The 18,700-nt window shown below is 75.4% G+C and carries 5 protein-coding genes; 2 read left to right on the plus strand and 3 right to left on the minus strand.

Going from position 1 to position 18,700, the window contains the following annotated elements; translation table 11 throughout:
* The first annotated feature begins 20 nt into the window (after positions 1–20).
* Positions 21–494 (plus strand): flavin reductase family protein, encoded by a 474-nt coding sequence (locus ACIP4Y_RS08995; RefSeq protein ID WP_401389747.1) that lies wholly within the window; start codon positions 21–23, stop codon positions 492–494.
* Positions 495–2,368: 1,874 nt separating this feature from the next.
* On the opposite strand, the gene ACIP4Y_RS09000 is transcribed toward ACIP4Y_RS08995, so the two are convergent.
* The 3 genes from ACIP4Y_RS09000 to ACIP4Y_RS09010 form a co-directional block, all read right to left on the minus strand.
* Entirely contained in the window at positions 2,369–3,544 is a 1,176-nt protein-coding gene (locus ACIP4Y_RS09000; protein ID WP_401389750.1) for an acyl-CoA dehydrogenase family protein, read from the minus strand.
* A 100-nt stretch (positions 3,545–3,644) separates the two neighbouring features.
* Positions 3,645–4,067, minus strand: a complete 423-nt coding sequence (locus ACIP4Y_RS09005; RefSeq protein WP_401389753.1) for a YybH family protein — start codon at positions 4,065–4,067, stop codon at positions 3,645–3,647.
* Between the two features lie 68 nt (positions 4,068–4,135).
* A complete protein-coding gene (locus ACIP4Y_RS09010; RefSeq protein ID WP_401389756.1) occupies positions 4,136–4,513 on the minus strand; it encodes a YybH family protein in 378 nt (125 codons plus the stop codon).
* A gap of 251 nt (positions 4,514–4,764) precedes the next feature.
* Here ACIP4Y_RS09010 and ACIP4Y_RS09015 point away from each other — a divergent pair, with 251 nt between their 5' ends.
* Positions 4,765–18,645 carry an SDR family NAD(P)-dependent oxidoreductase gene (locus tag ACIP4Y_RS09015; protein WP_401389759.1) on the plus strand — a complete coding sequence of 4,627 codons (13,881 nt, stop codon included), beginning with the start codon at positions 4,765–4,767 and terminating at the stop codon, positions 18,643–18,645.
* Positions 18,646–18,700: the final 55 nt, after the last annotated feature.

Genomic DNA, 18,700 nt, shown 5'->3' on the forward strand with positions numbered 1-18,700 from the left:
CCGCGAAGATGCGGGAAGTGATGTCCCGATTCGCCACCGGGGTCACCGTCCTCACCGTCGGCGGCGAGCACGTACACGCCATGACGGCGAATGCGTTCACGTCTGTTTCCCTCGATCCGCCGTCCGTGCTGTGCAGTGTCGGACACGGAGCCGTGATGCACAGTGCGCTCAGCTCGGCGGGGCGGTTCGCCGTGAACATACTCGGCGTGGAACAGGAAGGGCTGGCCCGGCATTTCGCGGACAAGAAACGCACCCTCGGCGCCGCGCAGTTCCAGGGCGTGGACTGGTCGGCCGGCGAACACACCGGGGCGCCGCTGCTGGCGGGTGCGGTGGCGTGGCTGGAGTGCACGCTGACCGACTCGCACGTCTTCGCCGACCACACGCTGTTCATCGGCACGGTGCTGGCCGCGGGTCAGGGCGACGACGCGGACGGCCTGCTGTTCGTGAACGGCCGCTTCGGCCGCGCGGAGGCCCCTCGGCCGGCTGCGCACTGAGAGGCGCCGGCCCGCCGGCGACAGCGGGCCCGTCCCGGGCAGCCGTTGCGCCCACGGCAGCCGGTACGCCCGGGCCGGCGGCGGCCCGGACCTACGGCCCCGGGTACGACGCCCGGTCGGGCAGGCATGGCCCCGGCTCCGCCTGCCCGCCGCCCCACGCAGGTACGACTTCACCGGGCCGCCCGAAAGGCACGGATCGCCGAAGTCCGGCGAGGGCGGCTCCTCTCGCGGCGGCACAGCGATCACGCATCCGCCCGTCCCAGTCACCGCCACCGCCACCGCTCGGTGCGCGTACGCCCCGATGCTCTGCAGCCCAGCCCGCCCGCCGTTGAGGCGGTGAATGCCCGGGGTGGGGTGGCGTAGGCCTTGCGGGCTGCGGGTGTCGCATGGGCTTCGCGCCTGCTGCCGCGGACGCAGCCCCCACGCCGCCTGAGGACGCGTCTCCGCCCGACCTCCTCGCGCCGCATGCGCGCCCCTGTGCGAACCGGGGCGGGGTGACCGCGGGCCGTACGGTGAATGCGGCGGCCGGCGTAGAGCAACCGCCCTCCGGGCGCCCGCCGGCTCGATCCAGACGTAGGTCTTCCCGCAGACCGTGCAGCGCGTACGGGGCCCGACCCCGAGCTCCCGGCCCCCGGGCCATCGCCGACCCCATCCGGACGTGGCTTCGCCCCACCGGCCGGAACACCCGACCAACCCCGTGGCCGCGGGCTGGGCAGTGCGTACGGGGTCCCACTCCGACGACCGACCCGGCCCCGGCCCTTCACCGGGTGGGGTCGGGCGTGGGTTTGCCCAGCCGGCCGGGACAGCCCGAACACCCGACGACCCGGCGGCCGCGTACCCGGCAGTGCGTACCGGGTCCTACTCCGACGACCGACCCGGCCCCGGCCCTTCACCGGGTACGGTCGGGCGTGGGTTCCCAGCCGGCCGGGACACGCGACTGGCCCAGGCGGCCGCACGCCGTGCAGCGCGTACGGGGTCCGACCCCGAGCTCCCGGCCCCCGGGTCATCGCCGACCCCATCCGGACGTGGCTTCGTCCCACCGGTCGGAACACTCGACCAACCCGGTGGCGGGGGTCGTGGAGTGCGTACTGGGTCTATTCCATCGACCGACCCGGCCCCGGCCCTTCGCCAGGTCGGACCGGGGCGTGGGGTCGCCCAGCCGGCCGGGACACCCGACCAATCCGGTGACCACGGGCCGCGCAGTGCGTACGGGGTCCGACTCCGAAAACCCGGCCCCCGGCCCTTCGCCGACTCCACCCGGGCGTGGCCCGACCGGCCAGAACAGGCGACTGACCCCAGCGACCTCGGGCCGTGTGGTGGGGCGTGACGGCTGACTCCGAGGGCCCGGCCCCCGGCCCTTCGCCGACTCGATGCAGGCCTGGGTTACCCAGCCGCCCACGACACGCGACTGGCCCCGGACCCGCGCGCCGGGCCAGGGGCCAGGGGCGGACCGGAGCCAAGGGCGGACCCGGAGCCAGGAGCGGGACCGAGTCCAGAGGCGGACGCGAACCCGAGCCAGACACCGGACCTGAGCCAGACGCCGAACCCGCGCCGGACGCCGGACCGAGGCCAGACACGAACTCGAGGCCAGACGCGGACCCGAGGCCAGACGCGGACCCGAGGCCAGACGCGGACCCGAGGCCAGACGCGGACCCGAGCCGGACGCGGGACCTGAGCCAGACGCCGAACCCGCGCCAGACGCCGGACCGAGGCCAGACACGAACCCGAGGCCAGACACGGACCCGAGGCCAGACACGGACCCGAGGCCAGACACGGACCCGAGCCGGACGCCGGACGGAGCCGGACGCCGGACCGAGGGCGGGGGTGGGCCCTGGGCGGGGGTGGGCCCTGGGTCAGTCGTGGGACCCGGGGTGTCAGAGGAAGTACGTGCCGGGGTCCAGGCCCAGGAGGACTCGGCCCTGGACTTCCAGGTTGGTGTTGAGCTGCACCAGGGCGTGCAGGGAGAAGCCCTGGATGTCGCGGTGGACGCGCTGGAGTGGCTCTGTGCGGCGGATGACCGAGCCGCCGCTCGCGGTGAAGAGCAGCTCGACGGCCTCCTTCGCCAGCTGCGCGGCGTAGGCGGTGCGGCCCCGCATGACGGCCTTGTCCGTGTCGGACGGCTGGATGCCGGCGTCGGCCGCCTCCTGCAGGACCCGGTGCCAGGTCGCGGAGAGCGCCTCCGCGGCGGCGATCTTGTTGCCGGCGACGGCCACCTGCTGCTGGGTGAGCGGGTGCAGGCTCTGCTCCGTCCACTCGGTGTAGGTGATGCCCCGCCCGGGCAGCCGCTCCACGAACAGCTCGAGGCCGCCCCGGGCCATGCCCACGAAGGTCGCGGCGACACCGGAGAGGATGTAGCCGAGCAAGGCGTAGTTGCGGCCCGTGACACCCGCGTTGGCCCGGTTGCCGGTGCCGCTGACCATGGCCTCGTCGAGCCGCACCACCCGGTGCTCGGGCACGAACACGTCCTGCGCGGTCGTGGTCGAGCTGCCGGTCGCGGCGCCGGCCGTCACGTCCCAGTCGTCGGCGACGGACAGCTCGGCCGTCGGCACGAGGGCGACCAGCTCCTCCTCGGTCCCGTCGGGACGCTCGACGAGCGCCCCCAGCAGGTCCCAGTCGGCTCCCCGGACACCGGAGTTGAAGCGCCAGGTGCCGCTCAGCCGGTAGCCGCCGTCGACCGGGGTGAGGGTGCCGTTGGGGGCGAACACGATGGACACCCGGGTGCTGCCGCCCTCGAACACCTCCTTCTGCGCCCGGTCGGGGTACAGCGCGGCGGCCGCGGTGCTGGTCAGCCACACCATGGTCAGCCAGCCGGTGGACGGGCAGCCGCGGGCCACCTCGGCGATGACCTGCGCCTGCTGGGCCACGTCGAAGTCGAGGCCGCCGTGGGCGCGCGGCACGGCCGTACGGAACACCCCCGCCTTCTCCAGCAGGTGGATGTTCTCGTCCGGGATCCAGCGGCGCTCCTCCGCCTCCGCCCCGTTGCGGCGCAGGGTGGGAACGGCCTCGCGGACCGCGGTCAGTACGGAGTTCAGCTCTTCTTGCGTGGCCACTCTCTCTCCTCGATGTGCGTGCTGTGCACGGATTGCCGTCAGACGTCCGAACCCCCCTGGAGGGGCAGGGGGGTTCGCAGGGGTGGTGCGCTCGCCGGCGTCAGTCGGCCAGCAGGCCGTTGTCGGCGACGGGGCGGTCGATGGCCATCAGCCAGCGCCCGTCCTCGCCGCGTCGCAGCACGTCGGTGCACTGGCCGCGCAGCTGGACCGGCTCTCCGTCCGGGCCGGTGGTGTCGACCTTGTAGTCGACGCCGATCAGCGCGACGTCACCGGCGACATAGGAGTGCGTGACGGCCGCCTCCAGGCGGGGCTTGGCGGCCAGGAACTCCTTGAAGAAGGCGAGCCGGGCCGCGCCGGTGAGGGGTTCGCCGGAGAAGTTCGAGATGGAGTCGTCGCGGTAGAGCAGGTTGAACACGGCTCCGTCACCGGAGTTGAAGGCCTGCAGGAAGATCTCGTTCTGCAGGTCGGTGTCGGCGGTCAGGTCCGGGTGGTCCGGGTCGAAGTCGACGGTGAAGTGCGACATGGGCGGTGGTCCCTTCTGCGGTCCGGGGTACGGGGCGTGCGGCTGGGGGTACGGCGGGCGGGTACCGGTCAGCGCTGGCCGTACGGGTCGTCGATGGCGTAGCGCCACACCTTGTCCTCGCCCAGGCGCAGGACGTCGACGCCGATGCCCTGGAGCCGCTCGGGCTTGCCGTCGGCGTCGACCGTGTCGATCGTCCAGTCGACGATCAGGAGGGCGGTGTCACCGGTGACGTACTTCTCGCGGGGCACGGCCGTCATCTTCGGCCGGTTCTTCAGAAATTCCCTCTGGTACTCCCGCCGGGCCTCGCCGGTCATCGGCTTTCCGGGCTCCCAGATGATGACGGCCTCATCCGTGTAAAAACTGTCGACCGTCTCGAAGTCGCCGGCGTTGAACGCCGCCACATACTGATCGGTGTGCTTTTCGACGTTGTCGGTGAGCTGAGACATGACGAGAGTCAACCTGCCTTCTCGTGACGTGGCGTGCATTCCGTCGGCAACATTAGGGGCGGGCATCAACGTGCCGTCCATCACGGGGTAATGGGCCGATCTCCTGCCGGGAAGCCCGCGATTACCGGGCGGTTGACAGCTGCTGAGAAGCCGGAGAGCAGCGCCTGCCTACGATCGGCGTGCTTTCTCCGAAACGCCTTTGCCGGCCGGTGACCCCGACCGGTGCGAGCTGGAAAGGGACGTCGAACGCCATGACGGATCAGCAGCGTTCCCACCCGGTCGTCCGCGGCCCCGGACACGACGAGGACACCGCCGAGGGCATCGCCGTCGTCGGCATGGCCTGCCGGCTTCCCGGAGCCGATGGACCCGACGCGTTCTGGGACCTGCTGCTCCGGGGGCGGGACGCGATCACCGACGTGCCCGACGGGCGGTGGACGGCCGCGGCGACCGGTACGGTGCCCGAGGCCGCCGAACCCGGCATGCGCCGCGGCGGGTTCCTCGACGAGGTGGACGCCTTCGACGCCGCGTTCTTCGGTGTCTCGCCCCGCGAGGCCGTCACCATGGACCCGCAGCAGCGGCTGGTGCTCGAACTGGCCTGGGAGACGCTGGAGGACGCGGGCGTCCTGCCGCAGTCCCTGCGCGGCAGCCGCACCGCGGTGTTCGTCGGCACCCTGCGCGACGACTACACCGCGCTGCTCTACCAGCACGGCGAACAGGCGGTCACCCAGCACACGCTGGCGGGCGTCAACCGGGGCGTCATCGCCAACCGGGTGTCGTACCACCTCGGGCTGCGCGGCCCGAGCCTCACGGTCGACTCCGCGCAGTCGTCCTCGCTGGTCGCGGTGCACCTGGCCTGCGCGTCCCTGCGGGCGGGCGAGTCCGAGGCGGCCCTGGTCGCGGGCGTCAATCTCCATCTGCTGGCCGAAGGGGCGCTCGCCGAGGAGCGGTTCGGCGGGCTCTCGCCGACCGGGACGACGTACACCTTCGACGCGCGCGCCGACGGTTTCGTCCGCGGCGAGGGCGGGGCGGCCTGCCTGCTCAAGCCGCTGGCCCGCGCGATCGCGGACGGCGACCGGATCTACGGTGTCATCCGCGGCAGCGCGGTCAACAACGACGGTGCGACGCCGGGGCTGACCGTGCCCGACCGGCAGGCGCAGGAGCGGGTGCTGCGCGAGGCGTACCGGCGGGCCGGGGTCGATCCGGCGGCCGTGCAGTACGTCGAACTGCACGGCACCGGCACGCCGGTGGGCGACCCGATCGAGGCGGCTGCCCTCGGCGCGGTGCTCGGTGCCGGACGCCGCCACGACGAGCGGCTGCGGGTCGGCTCGGCGAAGACCAACGTCGGGCACCTCGAAGGCGCCGCCGGGATGGTCGGCCTGGTCAAGACGCTGCTGGCGATCAGCCGCCGGCGGCTTCCCGCGAGCCTGAACTTCGCCGAGCCGAACCCGGGGATCCCGCTGGCGGAGCTGGGTCTGCGGGTGCAGGACGAGCCGACCGGCTGGCCCGCGCCCGAGGCACCGCTGGTGGCCGGGGTGTCGTCCTTCGGCATGGGCGGCACGAACGCCCACGTGGTCGTGACGGAGTCCCCGCTGCCCTCGCCGGCCCACCCGGCCGACCCCGCAACCGCCGACGTGGCCGGCAGCGGCTCCGAAGCCGCCGGCGTCCCCACCAACGGCCTCGAACCGGCCAACGCCCCCACCAGCGGCCCAGAAGCCACTGCCCCCGACCCCACCGGCACCCCGACAGCCGCCGCCGACCCCACCGCCACCTCGACAGCGGCCGCCGACCCCACCCACACGCCGGCCGCGGACCCGGCCCCCACCGACACCTCCACCACCACCCCCGCCACTCCCCCGGCGCCCCTCCCCTTCGCCGCCCTCGTCCTCTCCGCGCGTTCCGAAGCGGCCCTGCGCGGGCAGGCCGCGAAGCTGGGGGCCGCGCTCGGGCGGGACGGTGCGCCGGGGACGCTGGACGTGGCCTGGTCGCTCGCGACGACCCGCAGTGTGTTCGAGCACCGGGCGGTCCTGCCGGCCCCCACCGACGACCGGCGCGAACTGCTCGCCGCCCTGGCCGCCCTCGCCGGCGGCGAGCGCTCGCCGCAGGTGGTGACCGGGGCCGCGACCGACGCCGGGCTCGCCTTCCTGTTCACCGGGCAGGGCGCGCAGCGCGCCGGCATGGGCCTGGAGCTGTACGCGGCGTTCCCGGTGTTCGCGGCGGCGTTCGACGCGGTGTGCGCCGTACTCGATCCGCTGCTGGAGCGTCCGCTGCGCGAGGTCGTCGCCTCCGGCGAGGGCCTGGACGAGACGGCGTCCACGCAGCCCGCGCTGTTCGCGGTGGAGGTCGCGCTGTACCGGCTCGTGGAGTCGTGGGGCCTGCGGCCCGACCTGGTCGCCGGTCACTCGGTCGGCGAGATCGCCGCCGCGCATGTCGCGGGGGTGCTGGACCTGGCCGACGCCGCCCGGCTGGTCGCGGCCCGCGGGCGGCTGATGCAGGCGCTGCCGGCCGGCGGCGCCATGGTCGCGGTGGAGGCCACGGAGGACGAGGTCCTCGCGCTGCTGGCCGGTCACGAGGAACGGGCCGGTGTCGCCGCGGTGAACGGGCCGCGCGCGGTGGTGGTCTCCGGCGCCGAGGACACGGTCCTGGAGGTGACCGGGCAGCTGGCCGCCCAGGGCCACCGGACGACCCGGCTGTCGGTGTCGCACGCCTTCCACTCGCCCCTGATGGAGCCGATGCTGGAGGAGTTCCGCGCCGTGGTCGGCGCGCTGACCCTGCGCGCGCCCCGTATCGCGGCCGTGTCGACGGTGACCGGCCGGCCGGTCGCCGGCGAGTGGGCCTCGGCGGACTACTGGGTGGAGCAGGTGCGCCGCCCGGTGCGCTTCGCCGACGCGGCGCGCGCGCTGGCGGACGCGGGCGCGGGCCTGTTCCTGGAACTGGGCCCCGACACGGTCTGCGCCACCATGGCCGACGCCTCGGTGGGCGGCGACGGCACGATCGTCACGGCCGGCGCGCTGCGCCGTGGGCGCCCCGAGGTCCGTACCCTGCTCGCCGCCGTCGGCAGCGTGTTCGCGCACGGCGCCGATGTCGACTGGGCGGCCGTGCACGCGGGCCGGGGCGCGCGCCGGGTGCCGCTGCCCACGTACGCGTTCCAGCGGGAGCGGTACTGGGTCGGCGGCGCCGCCCGCCCGGCCCTGCCGTCGGCTCCGGTCGCGGACCGGCGGAGCGCTCCGGCGGCCACGGCCGCGCTGGACGTGCGGGAGCTGGTGCAGCGGGAGGCCGCCCGGGTGCTGGAGTACCCGGACGGCCAGCCGGTGCCGGCCCGCGCCACGTTCAAGGAGCTGGGCTTCGACTCGCTGATGTCCGTGGAGCTGCGTGACGCGCTGGCCGCGGCGACCGGGCTGCGGCTGCCCGGCGGGCTGCTCTTCGACCACCCGACGCCCGAGGCCCTCGTCGAGCGGCTGGGCGCGCTCCTGGAGGGGACGCGGCCGGCCGGGGCGCCGGAGCCGGCCGAGCCGGCCGGTTCCGAGGAGCCGATCGCCGTGGTCGGCATGGCCTGCCGCTTCCCGGGCGGGGTGCGCTCCCCCGAGGACCTGTGGCGGCTGCTGGTCGAGGAGCGGGACGCCGTGTCCGGCTTCCCGACGGACCGCGGCTGGAACCCGGAGCTGTACGACGGCGATCCCGGGCGCAGCGGGCACAGCACCGTGCGCGAGGGCGGCTTCCTGGACGACGCCGCCTGGTTCGACAACGGCTTCTTCGGCATCTCGCCCCGCGAGGCGCTCGCGATGGATCCGCAGCAGCGGCTGCTGCTGGAGACCGCGTGGGAGGCCGTCGAGCGGGCCGGCCTGGACGCGGAGGGCCTGCGGGGCAGCCGTACCGGCGTGTTCATCGGTGCCACGGCGCTCGACTACGGGCCGCGGATGCAGGACGCCCCCGACAGTGTCGAGGGGCATGTGCTCACCGGTACGACCCCGAGTGTGCTGTCCGGGCGCATCGCCTACCAGCTGGGGCTGGTCGGACCCGCGGTGACCGTCGACACGGCCTGCTCCTCCTCGCTCACCGCCCTCCACCTCGCGGTGCGTTCGCTGCGGTCGGGCGAGTCGGCGCTGGCCCTGGCGGGCGGTGTGACGGTGATGTCGTCGCCGGGCATGTTCGTGGAGTTCTCCCGCCAGCGCGGGCTGGCCGCCGACGGCCGGTCCAAGGCGTTCGCGTCCTCGGCCGACGGCACCTCCTGGGCGGAGGGCGTGGGTCTGCTGGTGGTCGAGCGGCTGTCGGACGCCGTGCGCAACGGCCATCGGGTGCTCGCCGTGGTCCGCGGCACCGCGATCAACCAGGACGGCGCCAGCAACGGGCTCACCGCGCCCAACGGCCCCTCGCAGGAGCGGGTCATCCGGGCGGCGCTGGCGGACGCGGGGCTCGCCCCGGCGGACGTCGACGCCGTCGAGGCCCACGGCACCGGCACCCGGCTCGGCGACCCCATCGAGGCGGAGGCGGTCATCGCCACCTACGGGCAGGACCGCCCGGACACGGCCCCGGTGCGGCTCGGCTCGCTGAAGTCGAACATCGGGCACGCGCAGGCCGCGGCCGGCGTCGGCGGCGTGATCAAGATGATCGAGGCCATGCGGCACGGCCTGCTCCCGCGGACCCTGCACGTCCAGGAGCCCACCCCGCTGGTCGACTGGTCCGCGGGCGCGGTGTCCCTGCTCACCGAGCCGGCCGTGTGGCCGGACGCCGGCCGGCCGCGGCGCGCCGCCGTCTCCTCCTTCGGCATCAGCGGCACCAACGCCCACGTCGTCCTGGAGCAGGCCCCCGAGCCGGTGCCCGCCCCGGAGCCCGTCGAGCCGGCCGCGCCGGTGCCGTGGCTGCTGTCCGCGCAGGACGGGGCGGCGCTGCGCGCCCAGGCCGGCCGGCTGCGCGATCTGGTGCTCACCACGGGGACGCACCCGTCCGACGTGGGGTACACGCTGGCCGCCCACCGGACGGCCCTGCCGCACCGGGCGGCCGTCGTCGGGCTGACCACGCAGGACCTGCTGACGGGGCTCGGTGCGCTCGCCGAGGGCCGGGACGACGTGCGTACGGTGGTCGGCGACGCGTCGGGAGCGGGCCGCACGGCCTTCGTCTTCACCGGTCAGGGTGCCCAGCGCCTCGGTATGGGGCGCGAGTTGTACGGCGCTCACCCCGTCTTCGCCGCCGCCCTGGACGAGTTGTGTGCGGCCTTCGACGCCCACCTGGAACGGCCGCTGCGCGAGGTGCTGTTCGCCCCGGACGACAGTGCGGAGGCGGCGCTGCTCGACCGCACCGCGTACACCCAGCCGGCCCTCTTCGCGATCGAGGTCGCACTGTTCCGGCTGGCCGCGCACCACGGGCTCGCCCCTGACCTGCTCGCCGGGCACTCCATCGGCGAACTGGCCGCCGCGCACTGCGCGGGCGTGCTCTCCCTGGCGGACGCGGCTCGGCTGGTGGCCACGCGCGGCCGGCTGATGGAGTCGGCACGGGAGGGCGGCGCGATGGTGGCCGTGGAGGCGGATGAAGCCGAACTGGCCGACGAACTGGCCGAGTTCGTGGGACGTCTCGCGGTGGCCGCGGTCAACGGGCCGATGTCCCTCGTGCTCTCCGGTGACGAGGACGCGGCGGGGGAGGTGGCCGAGCGACTGCGGGCCCGGGGCCGCCGGACGCGCCGCCTGACGGTGAGCCACGCCTTCCACTCGCCGCACATGGACGAGATCCTCGCCGAATTCCGTTCGGTGGCCGCGGGCCTGACGTTCCACCAGCCGGACATCCCGATCGTGTCCACGGTGACCGGCCGGATCGCCACCGCCGCCGAGCTGGCCTCCGCCGACTACTGGAGCGGGCAGATCCGCGCGACCGTGCGGTTCCGCGACGCCGTCCGCACGTTGCGGGCACGCGGCACGACCGTGTTCGTGGAGATCGGCCCCGACGCGGTGCTGACCCCCCTGGTACGGGCGAGCCTGGACGAGGAGACACCGGCCGTGGCCGTACCGCTGCTGCGGGCGGGCCGTCCCGAGTCCGAGACCCTCGCGCTGGGCCTGGCGACCGCGCGGGTGCACGGCGCCCCGCTCGACGGCGCCACGTTCTTCCCGGGCGGCCGCCGGGTCGATCTGCCCACGTACGCCTTCCAGCGGGAGCGGTTCTGGCTGGCCTCCGGGGCCCCGGCGGACGCGCGCTCCCTCGGGCTCGACCCGGCCCGGCACCCGCTGCTGTCCACGGCCGTGGAGCTGGCCGACCGCGGCGACCTGGTGCTGACGGGTCTGCTCTCCACCGCCACGCACCCGTGGCTGGCCGATCACGCCGTCGCGGGCGGCGTCCTGGTGCCCGCCACGGCCTTCCTGGAGCTGGCGCTGGCCGCCGGCGACCGGCTCGGCACCGACCGGATCGGTGAACTGACCCTGGAGACGCCGCTGGTGCTGTCCGCCGAGGCCGCGGCACGGGTCCAGGTCACCGTCGGCCCGCCCGACGCCGACGGCCTGCGGCCCTTCGCGGTGCACTCCCGGCCCGGCCACACGGCGGACGGGGACCCGCAGTGGACCCGGCACGCCTCGGGCCTCCTGGGCGGCCCGGCCGCCGACCCCGCCGCGGACCTGGCCGCCTGGCCGCCCGCCGGGGTGACCGAACTGCCGACCGAGGACGTCTACGAGCGTCTCGCCGAGGCCGGATACGTCTACGGCCCCGCCTTCCAGGGCGTGACCCGCATGTGGCGGTCGGGCGACGACCTGTACGCCGAGGTCCGGCTGCCGCAGGAGCAGCGGACCGGTGCCACCGGCTTCGGACTGCACCCCGCGCTGCTCGACGCCGTGCTGCATCCGCTGGTCCTGCACGCCGCCGAAGCCGCGGGTGACGGAGCGGTCCGGCTCCCGTTCGCCTGGACGGGCATGGAGCTGCGGGCGGCCGGGGCCACCGAGCTGCGTGCCCGCATCTCCCCCACCGGTACGGACACCTTCGCGCTGTCCCTCGCCGACGGCTCCGGAGCGCCGGTGGCGTCGGTGGCGTCGCTGGCGCTGCGGGCGGTCCCGCGCGGCGGGCTCGCCGTGCGGGACGGCGCGGCGGACGCCCTCTACGAGGTGGAGTGGCATCGACTTCCCTCGCCCGCCGCCGACGAGGTGCGGCTCGTGGCGGCGACCGGCGGCGAACTCCCCGACGAAGGCGGCGCGTTCACCGTGCTGGTGCGCGTCGGGGAGTTCGCCGCCGAGGGGGACGACCCGGTTGCCGCGGCCCACGGCACGGCACGGCACGTCCTCGGACTGGTCCAGCGGTTCCTCGCGGACGAGCGGTACGCGCAGGCCCGCATGCTCCTCGTCACCCGGCAGGCGGTGGCCGCACGGGAGGGCGAGGCGATCACCGGGCTGGCCTCCGCTCCGGTCTGGGGGCTGGTGCGCTCGGCTCAGTCGGAGCACCCGGGCAGGCTGGTGCTCGCCGATGTGACCGGCCCGGACGACGAGTCCCTGCTGTCGGCCGCCCTGGCCACGGGCGAGCCGCAAGTGGCGCTGCGCGACGGCGAGTTGCTGGTGCCGCGCCTCGGCCGGGTGGGTGCCGCGAGCGACCCGGCACGCCTCGCCGCCGACGGCACCGTCCTGATCACCGGCGGAACCGGCGGTCTCGGCGCCCTGTTCGCGGAGCACCTGGTGCGCGAGCACGGGGTACGGCACCTGCTCCTGGTCAGCCGCCGCGGCCCCGACGCCCCCGGCGCCCAGGACCTGCGCACCCGCCTCACCGGACTCGGCGCCACCGCCACCCTCACCGCCTGCGACACCACCGACCGCGACCAGCTCACCCACCTCCTCGACACCATCCCCACCGACCACCCCCTCACCGCCGTCATCCACACCGCGGGCACCCTCGACGACGGCCTCCTCACCGACCTCACCCCCGACCGCCTCCACACCGTCCTGCGGCCCAAGACCGACGCCGCCTGGCACCTCCACGACCTCACCCGCAACCACCCCCTCACCGCCTTCGTCCTGTTCTCCTCCGTCTCGGGTCTCGTCGGCACCCCCGGCCAGGCCAACTACGCCGCCGGCAACGCCTATCTGGACGCGCTGGCCGCGCACCGCAGGGCACAGGGCCTGCCCGCCGTCTCCCTCGCCTGGGGCCTGTGGGACGCGACGGGCGGCATGGGCGGCACGCTCGGCGAGGCCGACGTCGCCCGGTGGCGCCGTGCGGGCATCCGTGCCCTCGAACCGGCCGAGGGGCTCGCGCTGTTCGACCGGGCGCTGGCACACCCCGCCGCGCTGCTGGCGCCGGTCGCTCTCGACCTGCCCGCGCTGCGCGGCCGGGACGAGCAGCCGGCGGCGCTGCTGCGCGGACTCGTGCGGCCGGTGTCCCGTCGTACGGCCGCCCGCGCGGGCGGGGCGGACACGGGCTGGGCGCAGCGGACCGCCGCGCTGCCCGCGGAGGAACGCGGCGGCGCCGTACTGGAGTTGGTGCGGGCCACGATCGCGCGGGTGCTCGGGCACAGCGACGCGGCGGCCGTGGAGCCGCAGCGTGCCTTCAGCGAGGCCGGATTCGACTCGCTGACCGGCGTCGAACTGCGCAACCAGCTCATCGCGGCGACGGGCCTGCGCCTGTCGACCACGGTCGTCTTCGACCACCCCTCGCCGCAGGCCCTCGCCGACCACCTGGTGTCCCTCGTGGCCGCTCCCGCTGCCGCCCCGGTCGCGGCCCCGGTCCGTACGGCCGCTTCCGCGGACGAGCCGATCGCCATCGTGGGCATGGCCTGCCGCTACCCGGGCGGTGTGGCCTCGCCGGACGACCTGTGGCGGCTGGTCGCCGAAGGCACCGACGCCATCAGCGGGTTCCCGGCCAACCGCGGCTGGGACCTGGAGCGGCTCTACGACCCCGACCCGGCCGCCACCGGAACGTCGTACGTGCGGCACGGCGGGTTCCTGCACGACGCCGACCAGTTCGACCGCGAGTTCTTCGGGATCTCGCCGCGCGAGGCGACGGCGACGGACCCGCAGCAGCGGCTGCTGCTGGAGACGGCGTGGGAGGCGCTGGAGAGCGCGGGGCTCGACCCGGCCGCCCTGCGCGGCTCGCGCACCGGTGTGTTCACGGGCGCCATGTACGACGACTACGTGTCGCGGCTGGCCTCCAGCCCGAAGGAGTACGAGGGTTTCCTGCTCGCCGGCAACCTCTCCAGCGTCATCTCGGGGCGGCTGTCGTACACCTACGGCTTCGAGGGACCGGCCGTCACCGTCGACACCGCCTGCTCCTCCTCCCTCGTCGCCCTCCACCTCGCCGCCGGCGCCCTGCGCAACGGCGAGTGCGACCTCGCCCTGGCCGGCGGGGTGACCGTGATGGCGGGCCCGAGTGTCTTCGTGGAGTTCTCGCGGCAGCGGGGGCTGTCCGCCGACGGGCGCTGCCGCTCCTTCTCCGCCGACGCCGACGGCACCGGCTGGGCCGAAGGAGTCGGCCTCCTCCTCGTCGAACGCCTCTCCGACGCCCGCCGCAACGGCCACCGCGTCCTCGCCGTGCTGCGCGGCAGCGCCGTCAACCAGGACGGCGCCAGCAACGGCCTCACCGCCCCCAACGGCCCCTCCCAGGAACGGGTCATCCGGGCCGCGCTCGCCGACGCCCGCCTCACCGCCGCCGACGTCGACGCCGTCGAGGCCCACGGCACCGGCACCCGGCTCGGCGACCCCATCGAGGCCCAGGCCCTCCTCGCCACCTACGGCGCCGCCCACACCCCCGACCAGCCCCTCTGGCTCGGCTCACTGAAGTCCAACATCGGCCACGCCCAGGCCGCCGCCGGAGTCGGCGGCATCATCAAGATGATCCAGGCCCTGCACCACCACACCCTGCCCAGGACCCTCCACGCCGACAACCCCACCCCCATGGTCGACTGGACCACCGGCACGATGCGCCTGCTCACCGAACCCGTCCCCTGGCCCGCCGACCCCACCGCACGCCCCCGCCGCGCCGCCGTCTCCTCCTTCGGCATCAGCGGCACCAACGCCCACGTCATCCTTGAGGAGGCGCCCGCCGAGGATCCGCGCGAGGAGCCGGCCGGGCACTCCGTCGGCGCCGGGCCCTGGCTGCTGTCGGCGCGGGACGAGGACGCCCTGCGGGCCCAGGCGGCACGGCTGCACGCGCACGTGGACGCCTCGGACACGGCGCTGGCCGACATCGGCTTCTCCCTGGCCACCACCCGTCCCCTGCACGGCCGGGCCGCGGCCGTCGTGGCCGCCGACCGCGCCGGGTTCCTGGACGCGCTGGAGCGGACGGCCCGCGGCGAGACCCCGTCCGCGGTGGTACGCGAGGACGGGACCGTGCCGCGCGGCAGGACGGCCTTCCTGCTCACCGGGCAGGGGGCGCAGCGGCTCGGCATGGGCCGTGAACTCTACGAGAGCTCCCCGGTGTTCGCGGAGGCGTTCGACGAGGTGTGCCGGCACTTGGACCGCGAGCTGGTACGGCCGGTCAAGCAGGTGCTGTTCGCGCCGGAGGACTCCGCCGACGCGGCGCTGATCGACCTGACCGCGTTCACCCAGGCCGCGCTGTTCGCCGTGGAGACCGCGCTGTTCCGGCTCGCCGAACACCACGGTCTGGTCCCGGACTTCCTGCTGGGCCACTCCCTCGGCGAGGTGACCGCCGCGCACCTGTCGGGGGTGCTGGACCTGCCGGACGCCTGTCTGCTGATCGCCGAGCGGGGCAGGCTCATGCAGGCGGCGCGCGAGGGCGGGGCGATGGCCGCGATCGAGGCGGACGAGGAGGACGTACGCGCCACCCTCGCCGGGCTCGGCGACGCGGTGACGGTCGCCGCGGTCAACGCGCCGCTCGCCACCGTGATCTCCGGCGACGCCGAGGCCGTCGACGCGGTCACCGCCGGGTGGCGCGAGCGCGGGGTGCGGACCAGGCGGCTGCCGGTCAGCCACGCCTTCCACTCGGCCCACATGGCGGAGATCCTCGACGAGTTCCGGTCCGTGGCCAAGGGCCTGACGTTCCACCGGCCGACGATCCCGATCGTGTCGAACGTGACCGGTGTGCTGGCCACCGACGAGCAGCTGACCTCCCCGGAGTACTGGACCCGGCACATCCGGGAGGGGGTCCGCTTCATGGACGGCGTACGGCACCTGGCGGACCTCGGCGTCACGGAGTGGCTGGAACTCGGCCCCGACGGGGTGCTCACCGCGCTCGCCCGTGCCTGCCTCGACGGCAGGGACACCGGTGCCCTGGTGCCGGCGCTGCGCCGGGACCGGCCGGAGGGCGTCGCGTTCGCCACGGCGCTCGCCCGGTTCGCGCTGCGCGGCGCCCCGGTGCGCTGGGAGAGGGTCTTCCCCGGCGCCCGGCGTACCGATCTGCCGACCTATGCGTTCCGGCACCGGCGGTACTGGCTGGACGCGCCCGCCGCGGCGGGCGACGCGAACGGCCTGGGCCTGGCCGAGGCGGACCATCCGCTGCTCGGGGCCGCTGTCGCCCTGGCGGGCCGTGACGAGCAGGTCTTCACCGGGCGGCTGTCCCGCTCCGGCCTGCCCTGGCTCACCGGTCACGCCGTCGCCGGCACGGTCCTGGTGCCCGCGACCGGTCTGCTGGACCTCGCGCTGACGGCGGCGGAGCGCACCGGTGCGGCCGGGGTCGAGGAGCTGACGCTCGCCGCCCCGCTGGTGCTGCCGGAGCGCGGCGGCGTCCAGCTCCAGGTGTCCGTCGCCTCCGACGACGCCGGCGGCCGCACGTTCCGGGTGCACTCCCGTCCGGACGCGGGCCGCGACGGCGGCGAGGAGCCCGGCTGGACGCTGCACGCGCACGGACGGCTCACGGACACGGCGGGCGGCCCCGGCGAGGAGCTGCGGGCCTGGCCCCCGGCGGGCGCCACCGAGGTCGATCTGAGCGGCGTCTACGAGCGGCTGGCCGAGGCGGAGTACACGTACGGGCCGCCGTTCAGCGGTCTGCGCCGGCTGTGGACGTCGGCCGACGGCGCGTTGTACGCGGAGGTGTCCCTCGACGAGGAGTGGCACGCGGACGCCGGACGCTTCCTGGTGCATCCGGCGCTGCTGGACGCGGCGCTGCACCCGGTGCTGCCCGGGGTGGCGGGGCCGGGAGGCCGCTCGTGGCTGCCGTTCGCCTGGTCCGGGGTCACGGTGCACGCGACGGGCGCCACGAGCCTCAGGGTCCGGCTGGCGCCGGCCGCCGGCGACCCGGACTCGCCGACGTACGCCCTGACGGTCTGCGACCCCACCGGCGCGCCGGTGGTCTCGGTCGACGCGCTCACCCTGCGACCGCTGTCCGCGGAGGCGCTGCGGGCCGCGGACGGAGGGACCCGCGACGGGCTGTTCCGGGTCGAGTGGACGCCGCTCCCGCAGGAGCCGGCGCAGCCCGCAGCGGGCTCGCTCGCCGTGCTCGGCGGGTCCGCGACGGCGTCGTACGGCACCGCGGTCGCATACGACGACCTGCCCGCCCTGGTCCGCGCGGTGGACGCCGGTGCCGAGGTCCCGCCGTACGTGCTGCTGCCGGTGGCGGAGCACCCGGAGGCGGAGGTCCCCGACGCGGTGCGGGAGGTGACGCGGGGCGTCCTGACCGATCTGCGGACCTGGCTGTCCGACGACCGGTTCGCCGCGTCGCGGCTCGTGGTGGTCACCCGGGGCGCCACCGGCGGGACGAACCTGGTCCACGCCCCGGTCTGGGGTCTGGTGCGCTCCGCACAGACGGAGAACCCGGACCGGCTCGTCCTCGTCGACGCCGAGCAGGACGGCGACCTCACCGCGCTGCCCGGCGCGCTCGCCACCGGGGAGCCGCAACTGGCCCTCCGGGACGGTGGGTTGCTCGTGCCCCGCTGGGCCCGCGCGGCAGCGGACGCCACCGCGCCCGAGTGGGGCGACGGCACCGTGCTGATCACCGGTGCGACCGGTGCCCTGGGCACGGTCCTGGCGGAGCACCTGGTGCGCGAGCACGGGGTACGGCACCTGCTCCTGGTCAGCCGCCGCGGCCCCGACGCCCCCGGCGCCCAGGACCTCCACACCCGCCTCACCGGACTCGGCGCCACCGCCACCCTCACCGCCTGCGACACCACCGACCGCGACCAGCTCACCCACCTCCTCGACACCATCCCCACCGACCACCCCCTCACCGCCGTCATCCACACCGCAGGCACCCTCGACGACGGCCTCCTCACCGACCTCACCCCCGACCGCCTCCACACCGTCCTGCGACCCAAGACCGACGCCGCCTGGCACCTCCACGACCTCACCCGCAACCACCCCCTCACCGCCTTCGTCCTGTACTCGTCCGTCGCCGGTCTGCTCGGCACGGCGGGCCAGGCCAACTACGCCGCCGGGAACACGTTCCTGGACGCGCTGGCCGCGCACCGCAGGGCACAGGGCCTGCCCGCCGTCTCCCTCGCCTGGGGCCTGTGGGAGGAGAGCAGCGAGCTGAGCGGACACCTCTCGGAGGCCGATGTGCGGCGGCTGGCCCGCTCGGGTCTGCGTCCGCTGGCCACCGACGACGCGCTGGACCTGTTCGACGCGGCGCTGGGCAGCAGCGAGGACGTCCTCGCGGTCACCCGGCTGGACACCGCGGCGCTGCGCGCCTCGGGTGCCGTACCGCCGCCGCTGCGCTCCCTGGTGCGCCCGGCGCCCCGGCGGGCGGCGGCGGAGCGGCAGGACACCCCGGGCCTGGCCGAGCGGCTGGCCGCGCTGGCGCCCGAGGAGCGCGACCGTGCCCTCGCCGACCTGGTGCGCGGCCGGGTGGCGGCCGTCCTGGGCCACGCGGACCCGGGCGAGATCGATGCCGTACGCCCGCTGCAGGAGCTGGGCTTCGACTCGCTGACGGCGGTCGAGCTGCGCAACCAGCTGGTCGCGGAGACCGGGCTGCGTCTGCCCACCACGCTGGTGTTCGACCACCCCACCCCGCAGGCGCTGGCCGACCATCTGCGGGACCTGCTCGGCGTCGCCGGCGAGCCGGCGGACGACGCGCTGCTGACCGGTCTGGACCGGCTGGCTCCGGCGGTGGCCGCGGTCGAGCGGGGCACCGACGCGCACGACCGGGTCGTCGCACGGCTGCGGGAACTCCTGGCGGCCGCCGGTGCGGACAGCGTGGTCCGCACCGGGCCCGATCCCCGGGACGCCGACCCCGCGTCCCTGGAGACGGCCACCGACGAGGAGCTGTTCGCCCTGCTCGACGACCTCGACTGACCCCGGCGGGGCGACGGCGCCCCGCCCCTGCGCCGCACGGCGCCCATCCGACGAC

The sequence above is a fragment of the Streptomyces sp. NPDC088810 genome (genome assembly GCF_044750305.1).
GTDB lineage: Bacteria > Actinomycetota > Actinomycetes > Streptomycetales > Streptomycetaceae > Streptomyces.